Annotated in this window: 16 protein-coding genes; 2 read left to right on the forward strand and 14 right to left on the reverse strand. The window is 40.8% G+C overall.

Going from position 1 to position 17,837, the window contains the following annotated elements; genetic code table 11:
- Positions 1 to 18: 18 nt before the first annotated feature.
- From JNUCC41_RS02395 to JNUCC41_RS02410, 4 genes are read right to left on the reverse strand one after another with little or no spacing between them, the layout of a single operon-like run.
- Positions 19 to 1,197: a thiolase family protein gene (locus tag JNUCC41_RS02395; protein WP_192206207.1), complete on the reverse strand. Its 1,179-nt coding sequence runs from the start codon at positions 1,195 to 1,197 to the stop codon at positions 19 to 21.
- A gap of 5 nt (positions 1,198 to 1,202) precedes the next feature.
- A complete protein-coding gene (locus tag JNUCC41_RS02400) occupies positions 1,203 to 1,868 on the reverse strand; it encodes a 3-oxoacid CoA-transferase subunit B (RefSeq protein WP_192206208.1) in 666 nt (221 codons plus the stop codon).
- Positions 1,853 to 2,551, reverse strand: coding sequence for a CoA transferase subunit A (locus tag JNUCC41_RS02405; RefSeq protein WP_192206209.1), 699 nt, complete (start codon positions 2,549 to 2,551; stop codon positions 1,853 to 1,855). Before JNUCC41_RS02405 ends, JNUCC41_RS02400 begins: the two co-directional genes overlap by 16 nt.
- Positions 2,532 to 3,899, reverse strand: coding sequence for an aspartate aminotransferase family protein (locus tag JNUCC41_RS02410; RefSeq protein WP_192206210.1), 1,368 nt, complete (start codon positions 3,897 to 3,899; stop codon positions 2,532 to 2,534). Before JNUCC41_RS02410 ends, JNUCC41_RS02405 begins: the two co-directional genes overlap by 20 nt.
- A gap of 159 nt (positions 3,900 to 4,058) precedes the next feature.
- Here JNUCC41_RS02410 and JNUCC41_RS02415 point away from each other — a divergent pair, with 159 nt between their 5' ends.
- Positions 4,059 to 5,618: a PucR family transcriptional regulator gene (locus tag JNUCC41_RS02415; protein ID WP_192206211.1), complete on the forward strand. Its 1,560-nt coding sequence runs from the start codon at positions 4,059 to 4,061 to the stop codon at positions 5,616 to 5,618.
- Positions 5,619 to 6,043: 425 nt separating this feature from the next.
- Here the strand turns inward: JNUCC41_RS02415 and JNUCC41_RS02420 are convergent, their stop codons facing one another.
- The 5 genes from JNUCC41_RS02420 to pruA all read right to left on the reverse strand — a co-directional run bounded on the left by JNUCC41_RS02420 (position 6,044) and on the right by pruA (position 11,699).
- Entirely contained in the window at positions 6,044 to 6,724 is a 681-nt protein-coding gene (locus JNUCC41_RS02420; RefSeq protein ID WP_192206212.1) for a DUF975 family protein, read from the reverse strand.
- Between the two features lie 635 nt (positions 6,725 to 7,359).
- Positions 7,360 to 7,614, reverse strand: a complete 255-nt coding sequence (locus tag JNUCC41_RS02425) for a biotin/lipoyl attachment domain-containing protein (protein ID WP_076364404.1) — start codon at positions 7,612 to 7,614, stop codon at positions 7,360 to 7,362.
- 37 nt (positions 7,615 to 7,651) lie between these two features.
- Positions 7,652 to 8,917, reverse strand: coding sequence for a Glu/Leu/Phe/Val family dehydrogenase (locus JNUCC41_RS02430; RefSeq protein ID WP_228467495.1), 1,266 nt, complete (start codon positions 8,915 to 8,917; stop codon positions 7,652 to 7,654).
- 22 nt (positions 8,918 to 8,939) lie between these two features.
- Positions 8,940 to 10,133, reverse strand: a complete 1,194-nt coding sequence (locus JNUCC41_RS02435; RefSeq protein ID WP_192206213.1) for an ornithine--oxo-acid transaminase — start codon at positions 10,131 to 10,133, stop codon at positions 8,940 to 8,942.
- A gap of 18 nt (positions 10,134 to 10,151) precedes the next feature.
- Positions 10,152 to 11,699, reverse strand: coding sequence for an L-glutamate gamma-semialdehyde dehydrogenase (gene pruA, locus JNUCC41_RS02440; RefSeq protein ID WP_192206214.1), 1,548 nt, complete (start codon positions 11,697 to 11,699; stop codon positions 10,152 to 10,154).
- A gap of 397 nt (positions 11,700 to 12,096) precedes the next feature.
- Between pruA and JNUCC41_RS02445 the strand changes: the two genes are divergently transcribed.
- Positions 12,097 to 13,494, forward strand: a complete 1,398-nt coding sequence (locus JNUCC41_RS02445) for a sigma-54 interaction domain-containing protein (RefSeq protein ID WP_428834135.1) — start codon at positions 12,097 to 12,099, stop codon at positions 13,492 to 13,494.
- A gap of 73 nt (positions 13,495 to 13,567) precedes the next feature.
- Here the strand turns inward: JNUCC41_RS02445 and JNUCC41_RS02450 are convergent, their stop codons facing one another.
- The 5 genes from JNUCC41_RS02450 to JNUCC41_RS02470 all read right to left on the reverse strand — a co-directional run bounded on the left by JNUCC41_RS02450 (position 13,568) and on the right by JNUCC41_RS02470 (position 17,811).
- Complete coding sequence (locus JNUCC41_RS02450; RefSeq protein ID WP_192206216.1) at positions 13,568 to 14,254, reverse strand: FMN-dependent NADH-azoreductase; 687 nt, start codon at positions 14,252 to 14,254, stop codon at positions 13,568 to 13,570.
- A gap of 29 nt (positions 14,255 to 14,283) precedes the next feature.
- Entirely contained in the window at positions 14,284 to 15,132 is an 849-nt protein-coding gene (locus JNUCC41_RS02455) for a VOC family protein (protein WP_192206217.1), read from the reverse strand.
- A 4-nt stretch (positions 15,133 to 15,136) separates the two neighbouring features.
- Positions 15,137 to 15,541, reverse strand: a complete 405-nt coding sequence (locus JNUCC41_RS02460) for a DoxX family protein (RefSeq protein WP_192206218.1) — start codon at positions 15,539 to 15,541, stop codon at positions 15,137 to 15,139.
- Between the two features lie 136 nt (positions 15,542 to 15,677).
- Positions 15,678 to 16,496: a nicotianamine synthase family protein gene (locus JNUCC41_RS02465; RefSeq protein WP_228467497.1), complete on the reverse strand. Its 819-nt coding sequence runs from the start codon at positions 16,494 to 16,496 to the stop codon at positions 15,678 to 15,680.
- Positions 16,474 to 17,811, reverse strand: coding sequence for an MATE family efflux transporter (locus JNUCC41_RS02470; protein WP_192206219.1), 1,338 nt, complete (start codon positions 17,809 to 17,811; stop codon positions 16,474 to 16,476). Before JNUCC41_RS02470 ends, JNUCC41_RS02465 begins: the two co-directional genes overlap by 23 nt.
- Between the last annotated feature and the right edge of the window lie 26 nt (positions 17,812 to 17,837).

Genomic DNA, 17,837 nt, shown 5'->3' on the forward strand with positions numbered 1-17,837 from the left:
CTCGCTTTAATGTGGTTATTATGTTAGGTTTTCATATATGACGGTAAGCCCCATTCCTCCGGCCATACATAGCGTCACCATTCCATACTTTGTTTTGGTACGTAACATTTCATTCATTAGACTTACAGTTAGCTTAGCACCAGTTGCTCCAACTGGATGCCCCAACGCAATAGCTCCACCATTAACATTTACTTTTGAATAGTCTAACCCTAGTTCTTTAATAACAGCTAATGCCTGTGCAGCAAAGGCTTCATTAAGCTCAATCAAACCAATATCATCTAAAGTTAACCCGGCCAATTCCAGTGCTTTTTTTGTTGCTGGAACAGGTCCAATCCCCATAATGCCTGGTTCAACACCAGCACTGGAAAATGCTTTCACTTTTAACAAAGGTTTAATACCTTTTTGTATAGCTTTCTTTTTTGACATCATTAAAACTGCTGCTGCTCCATCGTTCATAGGGCACGCATTCCCAGCAGTGATTGACCCATCCGATTTAAAAACAGGTGGAAGATTGATTAATTTTTCTAGCTGAATATCCGAGCGTACAGACTCATCTGTCCTGAATGGGAAAGCTCCTTTCGTACCGGTGACCTGAATAGGGAGAATTTCATCTTTAAAATACTGATTTTCAATAGCCTGAACTGCCTTTTTATGGCTATCAAAGGCAAATTTATCTTGTTCCTCTCGGGAGATACCGTAAATTTGCGTTAAGCGTTCTGCCGTCATCCCCATATGTTCATTTTCCAATGAACAAATTAAACCATCAGTTAATAAGGCATCTTCCATTTCTACATTCCCAAACTTTGTCCCCCATCTGTTTTTAACTAAATATGGGACCTGACTCATATTCTCTACCCCACCTGCAATTACCACCTCTTCTTGACCGGCCTTAATCGTTAAGGCCGCGTTAGTAATTGCTTTCAAACTTGAACCACATGCCTTGATTACTACATGACCTGGAACACTCGTTGGGAATCCAGCTAATTGCGATGATATTCTAGCTGAATTCAATCCTCCCCCATGTACATAACCATGTCCAAATATTACTTCATTTACATCCGCTTTGGTAAGAGTGGTCTTCCCCATTAAACCCTCCAATATTTGTCTTCCCATTTCAGTGGCGGAAACACTTTTAAGGGACTTTCCAAATGCACCTACTCCAGTACGAACTCCTGATACGATGACGGCATCTTCCATTTCATTCACTCCTCAACTTTTCCTGTAGTTTTAAGTACTTTCAATTGTGCATCTGTATGTTTAATTACATCTTCCACCGTGTAAGGCTCCATAACTTCTTTTAACTCTAATCCTTGTGGCGTTACCTCGATCACAGCCATTTCAGTGATGATCAAACTAACACAACCTTTGGCGGTAAGTGGTAGTGTACATTCCTTCAGTATTTTCGATTTACCTTGTTTGTTTGTATGGTTCATCAATACAATTACCTTTTTAGACTTTTGAGCCAACTCCATCGCTCCACCCATACCAGGGACAAGTTTTCCAGGAACTATCCAATTTGCCAGGTCGCCTTCTTCGCTTACTTCAAGGGCTCCTAAAATGGTAACATCTAAACGGCCTCGCCGGATCATGCCAAATGCAGTAGCACTGTCAAAAAAGGAGGCTCCTTGAACCACAGAACAGGGATAACCACCGGCATTACATAAATTAGGATTAATATCACTCCTGTTTGGTGTCGGACCAGTTCCCAACACTCCATTTTCGGCATGGAATTGGACAGAAATATCCGATGGGATATAATCAGCAATTAATGTAGGAATGCCTATTCCTAGATTAACAATCATTCCATTTTCTATTTCTTTGGCAGCACGTTTAGCGATACGATGGCGATCTTCTACTCCCAAACCCATTTCCAATTCACTCCTTCACTCGGAATTACCATATCCACAAAGATTCCAGGGGTTATAATCGATTCTGGATCAAGTTCACCAACTTGAACAATCTCATCTGCTTCAACTATCGTAAAATCCCCCGCCATGGCAACTAAAGGGTTAAAATTACGTGCGCTTTTATCAAATACGAGATTTCCAAGATAATCAGCCTTTGAAGCATGAATTATAGATACATCAGCAGTTAATGCTGTTTCAATCAAATATTCCTGTCCATTTACAGTAATATGTGTCTTCCCTTCCTCAACAACCGTGGCTAATCCCACATCGGATAAAATACCGCCTAATCCCATACCACCGGCTCGAATACGTTCAATCAACGTTCCTTGTGGAGAAAATGTTACGTCCATTTCCCCCTTGTTCATTAATTGACCGGCTATTGGGTTGGAGCCAATATGAGAAGTAATTAGTTTCTTCACTCTTCCTGAACTAATCAACCTCCCAACCCCAACGTCCGGGAAACCTGCGTCATTACCTATTAAACTTAAATGTTTACATCCTTTATTCAATATCCCTTCTACAATGGTAGGGGGAGTACCAATGCCACCAAATCCTCCGTACATTAAGGAGCATCCGTCGGAAATTCTTTGAAGGGCAGCCTCTAAAGTACTTACCTTTCCTTGTTTAGACTTGGATAGTAGCATTGATCTTGCCCTCCATGTTGAGTTCACATTGCACTTCAATAATTGCTTCTTCTAAAATATCTACTAAACTATCAATTTCATCTTTTGTAATAACCAAAGGTGGCGAAATGATAATAGCATCCCCCATTCCATTAATGGCTCCTGACGCTGGGTAAACAAGTAAACCTTTTTCAAAGGCTTGTTTAATTACCCTATTTGTTACATTTAATTCAGGTGGATACGGGTTTTTCTTTTCACGGTCGGCTACAAACTCCATTCCAATTAAAAGGCCCTTTCCCCTTACGTCCCCAATCATTTCGCAAGACTTTAAAAGCGCTTTCAATTTACTCATAAGATATATCCCTTGTTCTTCTGCCTTTTCTACCAATTGATGTTCCTCAACGTATTTAATAACCTTTAGTGCAACTGCTGCAGATTGAGGATTGGCACTATAAGTATGGCCTCCTATAATGGACTTAGATCCATTTAATATAGGTTCCATGACTTTATCACTGACTAGAGTAGCTGCCATTGGGGTATACCCTGAACTCATTCCCTTTCCTAGAGTAATAAGGTCTGGAGTAACATTCCAATGTTCTATTGCAAACATCTTCCCAGTACGGCCAATTCCGGTCATTACCTCATCTGCAATAAATAGGACGTTACAACGCTCACAAATCTCCTGGATTTTTTGATAGTAATTAGCTGGTGGAGTGATGGCCCCCCCAGATGCACCTATAATTGGCTCGGCAATAAATGCAGCAACACGTTCTTCCCCAATACGACTAATCTCCATTTCAAGTTCTTGAGCACAAAGAAGACCAAATTCTTCTTCAGTTAAATGATCAGGTCGACGATAAGTGTAAGGGGCAGATACTGAAGGATAATCAGCTAACATCGCTGCAAACCTCTGTCTTCTTAATATATGTCCTGACATGGATAATGCTCCCATTGTAATGCCATGATAACTAGTCCACCTAGATATAATGCGATCCTTTTGCGGTTGCCCTTTTTCTTGCCAATATTGTATAGCAATCTTCATCGCTGTCTCGGTCGCTTCTGAACCACTATTTACAAAGAATGACCAATTAAGATCTCCAGGAGCCAATTGACTCAATTTTTCTGCTAGTTTTTCAGCCGGTTCATTGGTAAATTGTGATCTATAAGAAAATGAAATTTTTTCTGCCTGTGCAAGGGTTTCTTTAATAATCTCCTGTACACCGTGTCCAATACTTACCGTTACAGCTCCAGACGACCCATCAATATATTTCTTACCGCCCTGATCATATATATATATGCCTTTTGCAGATGCAGCTATTGGATATTGCTGTCCTAATACCGGTTTAATTAAATAATCTCGTTCCTTCATCCATTACATCTCCCTCGGAATTATAAGAGTATATTAAAACTTTATTAAAATTTCTGACAAATAACAATTTGACAAACGTATGAAAAAATAGATGTTCCATTATACACCGCGTATAATGGATGATAGGATAAACGAAGTTAAATCACTAGGGGGCTATCTATGGCTATTCGGATTTCTGAAGCTTTGCAACTGCCTATCATGAAACAAACAAAATTAAAGGCTGGCAAAAAGGGGTTACAAAATTGGATCAAATGGGTAACTATTGTGGAGGTAATTGAAGATATCTATCGTTTACAGGATGGAGAGTTTTTGATCACAACAGGATTCGGATTAGGAGAAAATACGAAGAAACGTAAGGAATTCGAAAAGCTTTTATCCATCGGAAAACTTTCTGGAATAGCTATATATACAGGATTTTATTTAAAGGAAATTCCAAAATCATTTATTACCATCGCAGATGAATATGCCTTACCTTTAATTGAAATTCCAGCAAACATAAACTTTTCTATGATTACAAAAGAACTACTGGTACAAATTGTTAACAAACAAAGCCAAACATTTGAATATTCACTACGAATCCATCAGGATTTTACACGGCTTGTATTAGAACAACACGGATTTGACCCCATTACAAAAACCCTTCATGAAATAATTGATGCAAGTGTAATCCTTATAGCAAAAGATGAAATAATAAGTTCCTACATAAAACATGACTTCATTGATATTAACAATTTAAAAAATCTATATGAAAAACAAATGGATAACTACAAAATTAATAGTCAACCTATTATAGCCAATAAAAATACCTATGGAAGTCTACTCATTATAAAGGAAAAAAGGTTATCGGATGAATTGGATTCAATTGCAATTGAGCATGCCACTACTGTATTTGCGATTGAATTTTTGCGGAGGAAAGCAGTAGAGGAAACACAATTGAGGTTAACTAGTGACTTCTTGGAAGAAGTATTAAATCCTATAATCCCAAATAATAAAGATATGATCGAGAGAGGACGTAAACTGGGAGTAGACCTTACAAATCCACAAAGTATCATATACATTTATTTTCCATTATTGAAAGAGGAGAAAATAAAGGAAAAATACAATGAGTTAACCGAAATTATTCAATACACCATGGGAAAGTCAAAAATCCCCTTCCTCATGAGGACAAAATCCGATAGTGTCATTATTTTGGCGGAAGTAAAACCTGGATTAAATATTTTAGAGTTAGCTGAGAACCTCTTAAATAATTGGAATTCGACATTATCAAATGAACAAATAGCTATAGGTATTGGTAAAACAACTGCCGACGTTTATCAATTACACAAAAGTGCTGCTGAATCTGAGCAAGCAGCACGATTTTCCCAAATTCTATTTAAACCAAAATCCATAGTCCATTATAACGATTTTGGCGTATATCAATTACTCATTGAAATGAAAGAATCAGGGGTAGATTTAGAAGAGTTTTACCAAAAATACATTGGAAATCTACTTGATTCAAAAGGTATAGACCTCATTACTACACTTGAAGCTTATCTTTTTTTCAATCAAAGTATTAAAGAAACAGCAAGCGAGCTATATATTCATCGCCATACACTGAAATACAGGTTAGAACAGATACAGAGAAAAACTGGATTAGACCTAAACAATTATGATAATGGCATAAAGTTATACTTAGCTATTTTGGCATATAAGTTATTAAAATACCTTCAAATTAAGTAAGGTGAAACGGATTTAACAACCTTTCACCTTCTTGGGGAATATACATTTGATTCAAATAGTTTACCTATTAACTCACTAAAACCCTTCTATAATTGTCTGCAAATCAAAAAGTAATTCTTATGTACACACTCACCGTTTTTAAAAATGGGAGTGATCGGTTGCCGGAAATGAATGGATTGATGCTTAGCATCCAGCCTCTTTTGGCCTGATCCAGCCCTTTAAAAAAACGGTAAGGATCTTAAAGCCCATAAAGAGTATGATGTTCCAAGCTGTCAGCGATAGCCACTCCAGGCACTCGCTTTCCGCGGGCGATCCGGGAGCCTTCTCGGCGCCTTACGTTCCAATCAACATTGTTTTGAAGTTTTAGGTAATGCCCCTTTTGACTACAAATTCAAACCGATAGCCATTGGCTATCGGTTGATCTTTTATCCCTCTATTTGTTGATCGTCGTCAATATCTCCTTGAGGCACGATTAATTCGTTATAGAATGCAGCCATTGTTGTTCCTGCATAAGGAATCAACCATAGTAAACCAATTCCCACCGTGAACATGCAAAGGATGCCCCACCCGATGAAGCTTAGGTGCATAAGGAAATACTTCCATTTCAAGCCCTTCATTCTTTTTCTGCTCTCTGTAATGGCTTCAAGCACCGTGTATTCAGGATGATCCTTCAATAAGAAAAACTGCTGCGAATAGGCGATAGCTTTGATGATACCTGGAATGATTAATAATAATGACCATAAAAAAATGAAAATTGCTTGTAAGATGGATGCCCCAATAAGCTTGAAAGAAGTTTTTCCATCTTTATAGATGGCGAATACTTCTGGAATATCAGGGTTTCCTTCCCTAACCAAATTCAGGTAGAACCAAGTGGTCGAAATGGTAAGCGGGATTAGGGCAATGGAAAAGACCATGCTGAAGATATCCGTCCATAATGGTGTTTCTTCCTGCATGAACCATTGTGAAAACCCACCGCTTCCGATCACTTCGACAATTAAAGGTAAAATGAGGTTGATCAAGAACAAGAGCAACATAAGCGAAATAGTTACTCCCCATTTACCTCCCAACGATTGAAGGGCTTTCCTCTTTAATTCTGAGATTCTCATACTCTGTTTTAACTCCCCTTTTTTAAATGGCGGAATTCCGAATGTTCCATTTTATTGTAAATAAGGATAGATTAGGAAAAACCGCTATTTATTTGATGTTTAAATCTCCTGTTGTATTTTAACATAATATTTCTGGTCGTGGGCTTAAATTCCTAGAAAGCACACATAGATAGAGTCAAACGGTTGAACCGATTTCGGGCAGCCATGATCAACTCCTTTCATACCCTTGGTCTACTGGCTTGTTTGTTCCATAACAGTTTATGAAGGGGAATAAGGCATTATGCGCTTCTAAATTAAAATACCTTCGCGAAACCATACCCTGTTAAGAGGGTATGGTTTCGCGAAGGTGCTTGTATTTATATTGGTAAAACGTCCTTTCGTTAATCTAGTTCTTTTTTCCTTCTCCAGATAGGCCGGGCCGCTCATTTAATTCTATCCTAAGATTTTTCGAACAGCATGGATAAAAACGTTAACGCCGAATGTCCAATCATTCTGATATTTTACCATGAAACAGGGCGTTTTTTCTTTTCAAACTTTTTCCTGGCTTTATGATTACCATTTAAATGATCACAACAAAAAAGAGCATCCCAAAGCAGAAATCGCTTCCGCCTTTGGAACACCCTCTTTTCCTATGATCAATCAGAGCCAGTTATAACAAAATCGTCTTGGAGCAAAGCTAAAGGAAGCTTTCTATTAATAGGATCCCCTGCCGAAACATTAATTTCAGTAATGTGACCACTGGCACCTATTGAAACATCAATCAATTTCCCATCCTCCGTTTTCACTAAAAAGAGCCTCTCCCATTCATAAACATAGGAATTCTTTTGAACGTAAACTTGTTCGACGGTCCCATCCTGAGCACACTCGATGGTATGAATCGGTTTTAACACGGAATCACTCCTCCACTCTCCATTATTTGACTAAAGCTTATACCCAGCCACGGAATATGGAGGCTTCTGCCATTTTTCTGACACCCACCATATACGCTGCCAGCCTCATATCCACTTTTCTTGTCCCGGACATTTCATATACTTGATTAAATGAATTGACCAATAACTCTTTTAATTTGGTTTGGACTTCAGCATCTTCCCAATAATAACCTTGATTATTTTGAACCCATTCAAAGTAAGAAACTGTCACACCGCCTGAACTTGCCAATACATCAGGTACGAGAAGCACATTGCGTTCCGTCAAGATCTTGGTTGCCTCCAAAGTGGTAGGTCCATTCGCTGCCTCCACGACAATTTGGGCTTTGATAAGATGTGCATTTTCTTTGGTGATTTGATTGGAAATGGCAGCAGGCACTAAAATATCACAATCTTGTTCCAGAAGTTCCTGATTGGTGATTGTATTATCGAATAGTGTCGTTACCGTTCCAAAGCTATCCCTTTTATCAAGTAAGTAATCGATATCCAGACCATCCTGGTTATAAATGGCACCATATGCGTCCGATATGCCAATCACTTTCGCACCTGCATCATGCATGAATTTGGCCAAAAAGCTTCCTGCATTCCCAAATCCTTGGACGATGATGCGTGCACCTTTCAGTTCTATGCCCTTACGCTTTGCCGCTTCCTCGATACAGATTGTGACACCTTGTGCAGTCGCCTTTTCCCTACCGTGTGAACCGCCCAGTACCAGTGGCTTACCTGTAATGAAACCAGGAGAATCGTGTTCTCTTATTCTACTGTACTCGTCCATCATCCATGCCATGATTTGTGAATTCGTATAAACATCCGGGGCCGGAATATCTTTTGTCGGCCCCACTATTTGGCTGATCGCCCGAACGTATCCGCGGCTAAGCCTTTCCAATTCACCGATGGACATTTGGCGCGGATCACAGATGATGCCACCTTTTCCTCCGCCATATGGCAGATTAACGATTCCGCATTTCAAACTCATCCACATTGAAAGTGCCTTGACTTCTTCCTCATCGACTTCGGGATGAAAACGGATTCCGCCTTTCGTCGGACCGACAGCATCGTTGTGCTGGGCACGGTATCCAGTGAAAATCTTCGTCGTATTGTCATCCATCTTAATCGGAATCCGGACGGTCAGCATCCGGAGAGGTTCCTTCAAAAGCTCGAACACTTCTTCAGAATAGCCAAGCTTATCAAGCGCCTCCTTGATTACGACCTGTGTTGAATCAAGCAAGCTGGCAGTTTCTTTTTCTTCTTTGACAGTTGTACTCAATGGAATTCACCTCATAGGTATATTAGGATAAAACTCTTTTAATGCGTTCGATTGCCCAATCCAAGTCTTCTTTTGTAATCACTAATGGCGGAGCAAAACGGATAACTGTATCATGTGTTTCTTTACATAGCAGTTTTTCTTCTTTAAGCTGCTCACAATAAGGTCTTGCGGCTTCCGTTAATTCGACTCCGATGAATAAGCCTCTGCCGCGGATATCTTTAATCATTGGATTCTTGATTTCTTTTAAACTATCCATAAAGTATTGTCCAAGCTCCAATGAACGTTCCGCAAGCTTCTCTTCTTCAAGAACTTCCAATGAAGCGATGGAAACCGCACATGCCAATGGATTGCCGCCGAATGTAGAACCATGTGAACCAGGATTGAATACGCCAAGGATTTCACGGTTTGCAGCTACGCAAGAGATTGGGAAAACCCCGCCGCCCAGCGCTTTACCTAAAATGTACATGTCCGGAACTACTCCATCCCAGTCAGAGGCGAACATTTTTCCTGAACGTCCAAGTCCTGACTGAATTTCATCAGAAACAAATAGGACATTATTTTCTTTACATAAGTCGTAAGCTTCTTTTAAGAATCCTTGTGGCGGTATGATGATTCCCGCTTCACCTTGAATCGGTTCGATTAAGAATCCAGCCGTTTGCGGTGTAATCGCTTCTTTCAATGCTTCAAGATCGCCGTAAGGAATAAGCTTGATCCCTGGCAGCATCGGTCCGAAGCCCCTTCTATATTCCTCATCGGATGATAAGGACACCGCTGCCATTGTACGGCCATGGAAGTTACCGACACAAGCAATGATTTCAGCTTGGTTTTCTGCGATTCCCTTAACATCATAACCCCAGCGTCTAACAGCCTTGATTGCTGTTTCAACGGCTTCAGCACCTGTATTCATAGGCAGTGCCATGTCTTTTTGCGTAATGCGGGAAACCATTTCATACCATGGTCCCAATTTATCACTATGGAATGCACGGGACGTTAATGTTACGCGATCAGCTTGTTTTTTTAATTCGTCGATGATTTTCGGATGCCTGTGGCCTTGGTTCACTGCTGAATAGGCACTTAGCATATCCATATATTTGTTGCCTTCAGGATCTTCCACCCAAACTCCTTCTGCCTTCGCGATGACGATTGGAAGTGGATTATAATTGTTTGCACCATATTGTTCTGTTTGCTCGATTAATTTTTCCGTTACTGTTGTCATGTTGATTCCCCCTAAAATTTATAGCGTTTCAGATGTTGTTTTTCCTTGAAGGTGAAGAACTAAATAATCAGGACCGCCCGCTTTTGAATCTGTACCTGACATATTGAATCCGCCAAATGGCTGGTATCCTACAATGGCACCAGTACAGCCGCGATTGAAATACAAGTTACCTACATGGAAATCCTCACGCGCTTGTTCGATATGTTCGATATTGTTCGAGATGACTGCACCCGTTAATCCATAATCCGTGTTATTGGCAATCTCGATTGCATGATTGAAATCTTTAGCCTTACAGAATGCAACCACTGGTCCGAAAATCTCTTCTTTCATGACGCGTGCGTTCTCATCCACATCGGCAATGATCGTTGGCTGGATGAAGAAACCTTTTGAATTGTCTCCTTCTCCCCCTGCAACAATTTTCCCTTCTTCTTTACCGATTTCAACGTAGCTCATGACTTTGTCGTAAGCGGCTTGATCGATGACCGGACCCATGAAGTTGCTTACATCCGTTGGTTCCCCGATTGTTTTTTCTTTCGTTAATTCAATGGCACGATTCAAGACTTGGTCATATACATCTTCCACTATGACGGCACGTGAACAAGCAGAACATTTTTGACCGGAGAATCCGAATGCAGAAGCGACGATTGATTGTGCCGCCAATTCCAGATCTGCTTCTTTATCAACAACGATCGTATCTTTACCGCCCATTTCAGCGATGACACGTTTTAACCAAATTTGGCCTTCCTGAACTTTTGCGGCACGCTCATAAATGCGGATTCCAACATCACGAGATCCAGTAAAGCTGATGAAACGTGTACGAGGATGATCTACCAAATAATCGCCCACTTCGGCACCGCTTCCTGGAATGAAGTTTACGACTCCGGCAGGCAAGCCCGCTTCTTCCAACACTTCGATGAATTTAGCTGCAATGACCGGTGTTGTACTGGCCGGTTTCAATAAGACTGTATTTCCTGAAACAAGAGCAGCCGTCGTCATGCCTGCCATGATCGCAAACGGGAAGTTCCAAGGTGAGATGATGACTCCGACACCAAGTGGAATATAATTGAAAGCATTATGTTCAATCGGACGGCTTTCCACTGGCATGCCGTCTTTAAGCTTCAGCATTTGACGTGCATAGTATTCCATGAAGTCGATCGCTTCCGCTGTATCTGCATCCGCCTCATTCCAAGGCTTCCCTGCTTCTTTAACCAATAGTGCCGAGAAATAATGTTTTCTTCTCCGAACGGTGGCTGCAGCCCTGAATAAAATATTCGCTCGCACTTCCGCGTTCGTTTTTCTCCAAGTTTGGAATGTCTTATCTGCCGCTTGCATCGCTTGCTCAGCAAGATCCTTATTCGCTTTGGATACGGTTCCGATAACTTCTTCTTTATTTGCTGGGTTTACAGAGGTAATGACTTCATCAGTAAACACTTTTTCACCATTAATGATCAGCGGATATTTCTTCCCTAAATCATTAGCTACATCATTCAATGCCGCTTGAAAAGCTTTTTTGTTTTCTTCGATTTTAAAATTAGTAAATGGTTCGTGTTTATATGGTTGGACCATTATGGCTCATCTCCCTAAAGTTTATGTTTTTACTTCTCGCTTATTAATAAAGCAAGTTCCGTGCCAACTTTTCATTTTTTTTGAAAAAATAATGATTTTACTTTTAAAATGCAATGAAATTCAGCACTTTTGGGGCAAAACTGACATAGTATGCCATTATTTTTTGCTCTAATCCCTTTTTTGTCGCTTAAACCTTACACTTTTTATTAATGCAAAATTCATGCCAACTAGAAAAACCATAAAAAACAGCGTTTTTTCACTTTTTCCGCAAAATATTTTTGCACTTCAATGCAAAATATTCTTGCTGTGCAAATTTTATTTGCGCCTTTGCTACAATTCCTCTACAATAGCTCTAAGAAAAGAAGAAAAACGGGAGGCATTCATGCATTTAGATCAAATCATTAAAATAGAAGGTTTCCAAACCATCCTCCACTCACTAGTGGACGTAATCGATATCGGGTTACATATAATCGATATAAAAGGGCGGACCATTATATATAACAAGAAAATGGCTGAAATAGAAGGCATGGATTCGGAAGAGGTATTAGGGAAAAAGATTCACGAGATCTTTAAATTCAAGGAAGAAACGGAGAGCACATTAATACGGGCGCTTCATTCTGGAAGGAAAACCGAAAACTCGAAGCAGACCTACTTCAATAATCTCGGACAGGAAATTACAACAATCAATAATACATTTCCGATTTTGGACCAGAATCAAAATATCATCGGAGCCATTGAAGTGGCAAAGGATATAACGAATCTTGAAAGAATCATTAAAGATAATATCCTGAATAAAGGCGATACGAAATATACGTTTGACAGCATCATCGGAACGAGTGAGAATTTCTTGGAAGTCATTGAAAAAAGCAAGCGTTCGACCAGGACGGCATCCTCCATCCTCATTGTCGGGGAGACGGGAACGGGAAAAGAACTCTTTGCCCAAAGCATCCATAATGGCAGCAGCCGTTCGACACATCCTTTCATCAGCCAAAACTGTGCTGCCCTGCCAGATAGTCTTATTGAAGGAATTCTTTTTGGTACGAAGAAAGGGGCCTTCACCGGATCGATTGAAAGGCCAGGTTTATTCGAACAGGCACAAGGCGGGACCATCCTTCTTGATGAAATCAATTCCTTAAATCCGAATATGCAGGCGAAATTATTAAGGGCCCTTCAAGAAAGGACGATTCGCCGCGTTGGGGATACAAAAGATAAAAAAATTGACGTACGGGTCATAGCAACGATAAATGAAGATCCAATAGATGCCATTGCAAATGATCATTTACGAAAGGATTTATATTATCGATTAAGTGTCGTTTCGTTATTCATCCCGCCTCTTCGTGAACGGAAAGAGGATATTCCCTTGCTGGCGCAATCCTTCATCGAGAAATTCAATGCGCTGTTCGAATTGAATATTGAAGGGATCAGTGAAGAGGTCTACTCGCTTTTTTATGATTACGACTGGCCCGGGAACGTAAGGGAACTTGAACATATCATTGAGGGGGCCATGAATTTAATGGAACCTGGCGATACAAAGATTGCCATCACCCACCTTCCGACGCTATTTAGGAAGAAAGCCCATTTGGAAGACATTCATCCCGAAAAAAAAGAGAATCATGCAATTGGAGATTTACAAGAGTCGACCTTATCTCTTGATGATTATATTGCCAATACTGAAAAGCAATATTTGGAGAAAATCTTGAAAGAACATGGCATGAATATCTCCCAAGCTGCCAAGGCATTGAATATAAGCCGCCAAAGCCTTCAATACCGCTTGAAAAAGTATCAGGTCAAATAACATCATTCCCGCACAAAAAAGGCCCCCATTATGATGGAGGGCCTTCTTTGCCTGCTATTCATTCGACTTGCAATCAGAATGTTTCAGCCGCTTTTGTAACGTTTTCCAAACCATCCGCGATGATTTCTTGTGTCCGGTCCGGATACTGATTATGGCCTTCAATGACCACGACCTCCGGATTGTTGATTCCCCATAGGCCAATGATATTTTTCACTAAATTCACGGCCATTTCAGCAGAAGCCATTCCTTCCAATGCATAATCAGAACCGCGGGCATTCAATAGCATGACTTTTTTATCACCAGCATACCCGACAGGACCTTCCGCCGTATAATTGAACATTTTACCGGCTTGTGCCAAATAGGAAAGGTATGTGATTAGCGGTGCAGGAACCGTTGAGTTCCATAGAGGGAAAGCGAATACCACTTTATCCATGGACAGGAATTGATTTAAATATTGGTCAACCAGTTCTGCCGCCTTTTCCTCTTCGGATGTCAGTTCAAGACCTTGGTTGCGTTTATACAACCCGGTTATCGCCGTATTTCCATAGTACGGAAGTTCTTCTTTAAATAAATCCAGCTCGGTCACTTCATCTGTAAGGTGTGTCTCTTTATATGCTTTTAAGAATGTATCATACATTTTCGAGCTGATTGCCTGATCTGCTGGACGATCATTCACTTTAACGAATAATACTTTTGTCATTTCTCCATTCTCCCCTGCCGCGGTTTCTTTATTTCCAAATAATTTACTTAAGAATCCCATTATCCTCACCCTTGCTTTCTGCTTTTAAATTAGACGACTAAATGAATCTTATTGCCAGATGGATCTGTTACAGCGAAAAACCCTTCTTTTTCCGTTACGACAGCCCCAATTCCTTGTAATTGCTCCGTTACTTTGTTTCTCGCATCTTCATCTGCAAAAACAAGAGTATACCAGTTCAGTCCCACACTATTTTCCTTTGGAGCAGGAGCGCCCACGCCATTCCAAGTGTTCAGCCCGATATGATGATGATATCCGCCGGTTGAAGTAAAGAGCGCTCCTCCATATCGATTCACAACGGTAAACCCAAGACCCTGCATGTAAAACTCCTCCGTTTTACGTAAATCCGCTACATGCAGATGTATATGCCCCATTAAAGTACCCGCAGGAAGTTTGCTCCACTCACCATCGCCTTCTTCCAGAAGGTCATTCCCATCCAACGGATCTGTGCCCATAGCGACTTCCCCACTGGCCCATCTCCAATCAGTGGATGGTCTGTCAGAGTATACTTCAATGCCATTTCCATCCGGATCGGTAATGTACAGCGCTTCACTCACTTCATGATCCGCCGCTCCAAATGGATATTTCGTTTGAAGTAAATGGCGTAAAAAAATCGATAAGTCGGCACGGCTTGGCAGCAAAAGGGCAAAGTGATATAAGCCCGTAGTCCGCCCTTCTTTCGGAATCACATCCACAGGCTGCTCAAGTGTCAGCAACGGGGTTTTTCCGTCTGTCGTTAAAACAGCTAGCCGGTCGGATTTCTTCAATACTTGAAGACCGAAGATTTCTTGATAAAACAAAATGGCCTTATTCAAATCCAATACATTTATACTGACTTCGCCAACAAAAGTAATTGGTTTTTGATGAAAATTTTTATCCATATTATCACTTCCCTTTTTTATTGAAAATCACATGATCCAAAGAAAGAACCGTACGGTTTGCACACACTAGATAGACAGACATGGCCAGCAGCGCCAAGTCCAGTTCATAGCCTGCCGCTTGCCCGTTTCCAAGAAAGCCGGCAGGTAATTTTGCCGTGAAGATCGCCCCCGCCATAATGACCGCAAATAGGACGGAAACGATTCGTGTTCCCAAACCCAGTATAACCGCAATTCCACCGATCAATTCGATTATTGCAACGATGTATGCCATGAAGCCAGGAATGCCAAGACTATCGAAGAATCCAGCTGTATTCCCTATGCCCCCTTGAAACTTTGAAACACCGTGAATGAAAAAAGTAAGACCTAAAATCACCCTTAAAAAAACTTGACCTGCATCATTTTTATTCATGTATGAATTCTCCTTTTGTTAGTTACTTTATGTAAGTTATTATATTTTAATAAGTTTGTAATGTCAAGTAAGTTTATAGGAATATCTTTTTCTCAAAAGAAAACGAATTGCCGGAGCAACTCGTTCCATGATGTCACTATTTAAATGTGTAATAAATGGTTGAATTGATGATGAAAGAATCCGCAATCGTTCTTCCGACTTCCTCACATGCCACTTTACTGAACTTTGTCGCATCAACGGGCTCATATAATAATCGATGAATGCCGTCAACCGACCTTATTGCGACGGTTGCGCCAGGGTTCGTCCGAAATATCCGTTCCAGTATTTCTTCTTTATTGGGAACCAGGCTGGCAATCCATACAAGATCGAACTCCGTGTAGTCATGAAGGGCGCCATCAATCAGTATATAGTCTGAATTCCCTTCGACATCCAGTTCGTGGACAATGCGCCTGCCAAGTGAATGGGCTTGTTCATCTATATCGAGACATGTCATTTTCGCACCCAACTCCCGTTGAAGCAGCAATGGACTTAATGGCAAAGGACCCGTCCCTACAAATGCGAATGATTGAATACCATTTTTCACCTTTTTCAATTCACTGATCTCCGTTTGAATCAGTTCTTTGTAGTTATCCCAATAAATGAAAGAACGGAAGTCATCAAGGGTGTTCACACTGCCAACAAATAATTTTGCATAATGATTCTCCATCAATGTTTCAGCAATCGTCAGCTTTTCAAGCATCGTATCCCGAATCGACCGGATTTCATCATGGTTGAGAATTTCTTCTGCCACATGCTGATCCAACGGTATCGAAATCATCGAAACCAGTTCGGTTAAAACGCGATTGATGATTTCGTTATTTGGTGATAAATCATCTTCTTTTAGTAAAATTTTATAAGTATCCATATATGTATGAATGATTTTTTCCTGGTTTCTAGACCATTTGATCGTTTTCAAGGCGCACACTCCTATTAGGAAATAATTTTTTGCTTAACCGTGGTATATAAAAAGCCAAAAATACCGAGCGTCCTAGGCTGAATACAGTAAAGGCCAGCCATAATGCATGGTTTTGATATGCCGGTACAAAAATATAAAGTGTTATCAAGAAGGCAATCAAGGAATAGATCATCGAGTTACGAATAGAGGCAGCTTCTGTTGCCCCAGTAAAAATACCGTAGAAAACGATGCCTACACTAGCAGATAGAGGGAATAAAATAAGCCAGATCTCATAAATGTTAGCCAGCTCAATGACACTTGGCATCCGTGTGAAAAGTGATAGGATGGTATCACCGCATAAATAATAACTGACAGCAATCATCAGGGAGAACAGAACACCCCACTGCAACGAAAGGATCAGGGTCTTCTTATATAAGGGCTTATCTCCCGCACCAATCGCTTTTCCCACAAGAATGCTTGAAGCATTTGCGAGCCCGTCAAAGAAGTAAGCCATCAGATAGTGAATTTGGATGAGTACTGCATTCGCCGCCAATATCTCCGTTCCATATGAGGCACTCATTGCCGTGAAAATATTAAAAACGGCCAACAGGCAAAGCGTCCTGATGAATAAATCCCGATTCACCGACATCATTTTCTTAATGGATGAAGGATCGAACATCTCTTTCAAAGGTGGCATTTCCATTCGATGCAGCGACGCTTTCACAATAATGATCAGTCCAATGAAGAAGGCCGTCACTTCCGAAAAAAGAGTCGCTATCGCTACCCCTTGCACACCCCATGCGAATCCATGAACAAATAGCAAATCCAGGGCAATGTTCATCAGGTTCATGAGCACCTGTAAAACTAGCGAAACCTTGATCTTGGACATCCCCATCAGCCATCCCAATATGACGTAATTCATCAAAGTGAATGGGATTCCCCATATTCGAATGTTGAAGTATTCAGCCGCATATCCTCGGACGTCAGCATCGGGATTCATCAATGTTAAGGAAACATGTTCAATTGGCTCCTGAAGCAGGATGAAACCTACCCCTGCAACAATCGCCAGTATAAACGGCCTTAAAAAGGCTAAAATGCCTTGCTTCCCATCGTTTGCCCCGAGTGCTTGTGCAGCGAACCCTGAAGTGCTCACCCGCAAAAAACCAAACAGCCAATATAAGGTATTGAAAATGACCGTACCTATGGCTACGCCTCCCAAATAAGCGGGGGTTGGCAACTGACCCACAACAGCGGTGTCCACAGCACCGATCAATGGCGTCGTTATCGTCGATATGGTCAGTGGAATGGCCATGGCCAAATATGATCGATGGTTCACCTTACTTCCTCCTTAAGAGTCAAACT

The sequence above is a fragment of the Brevibacillus sp. JNUCC-41 genome, from assembly GCF_014844095.1.
Lineage (GTDB): Bacteria > Bacillota > Bacilli > Bacillales > DSM-1321 > Peribacillus > Peribacillus aracenensis.

What these genes read in the sequence shown, in the direction of transcription:
- JNUCC41_RS02395 (WP_192206207.1), bottom strand. Translation starts at nt 1,197, where the DNA reads ATGGAAGATGCCGTCATCGTATCAGGAGTTCGTACTGGAGTAGGTGCA.
- JNUCC41_RS02400 (WP_192206208.1), bottom strand. Translation starts at nt 1,868, where the DNA reads ATGGGTTTGGGAGTAGAAGATCGCCATCGTATCGCTAAACGTGCTGCC.
- JNUCC41_RS02405 (WP_192206209.1), bottom strand. Translation starts at nt 2,551, where the DNA reads ATGCTACTATCCAAGTCTAAACAAGGAAAGGTAAGTACTTTAGAGGCT.
- JNUCC41_RS02410 (WP_192206210.1), bottom strand. Translation starts at nt 3,899, where the DNA reads ATGAAGGAACGAGATTATTTAATTAAACCGGTATTAGGACAGCAATAT.
- JNUCC41_RS02415 (WP_192206211.1), top strand. Translation starts at nt 4,059, where the DNA reads ATGGCTATTCGGATTTCTGAAGCTTTGCAACTGCCTATCATGAAACAA.
- JNUCC41_RS02420 (WP_192206212.1), bottom strand. Translation starts at nt 6,724, where the DNA reads ATGAGAATCTCAGAATTAAAGAGGAAAGCCCTTCAATCGTTGGGAGGT.
- JNUCC41_RS02435 (WP_192206213.1), bottom strand. Translation starts at nt 10,133, where the DNA reads ATGACAACAGTAACGGAAAAATTAATCGAGCAAACAGAACAATATGGT.
- pruA (WP_192206214.1), bottom strand. Translation starts at nt 11,699, where the DNA reads ATGGTCCAACCATATAAACACGAACCATTTACTAATTTTAAAATCGAA.
- JNUCC41_RS02450 (WP_192206216.1), bottom strand. Translation starts at nt 14,254, where the DNA reads ATGGGATTCTTAAGTAAATTATTTGGAAATAAAGAAACCGCGGCAGGG.
- JNUCC41_RS02455 (WP_192206217.1), bottom strand. Translation starts at nt 15,132, where the DNA reads ATGGATAAAAATTTTCATCAAAAACCAATTACTTTTGTTGGCGAAGTC.
- JNUCC41_RS02460 (WP_192206218.1), bottom strand. Translation starts at nt 15,541, where the DNA reads ATGAATAAAAATGATGCAGGTCAAGTTTTTTTAAGGGTGATTTTAGGT.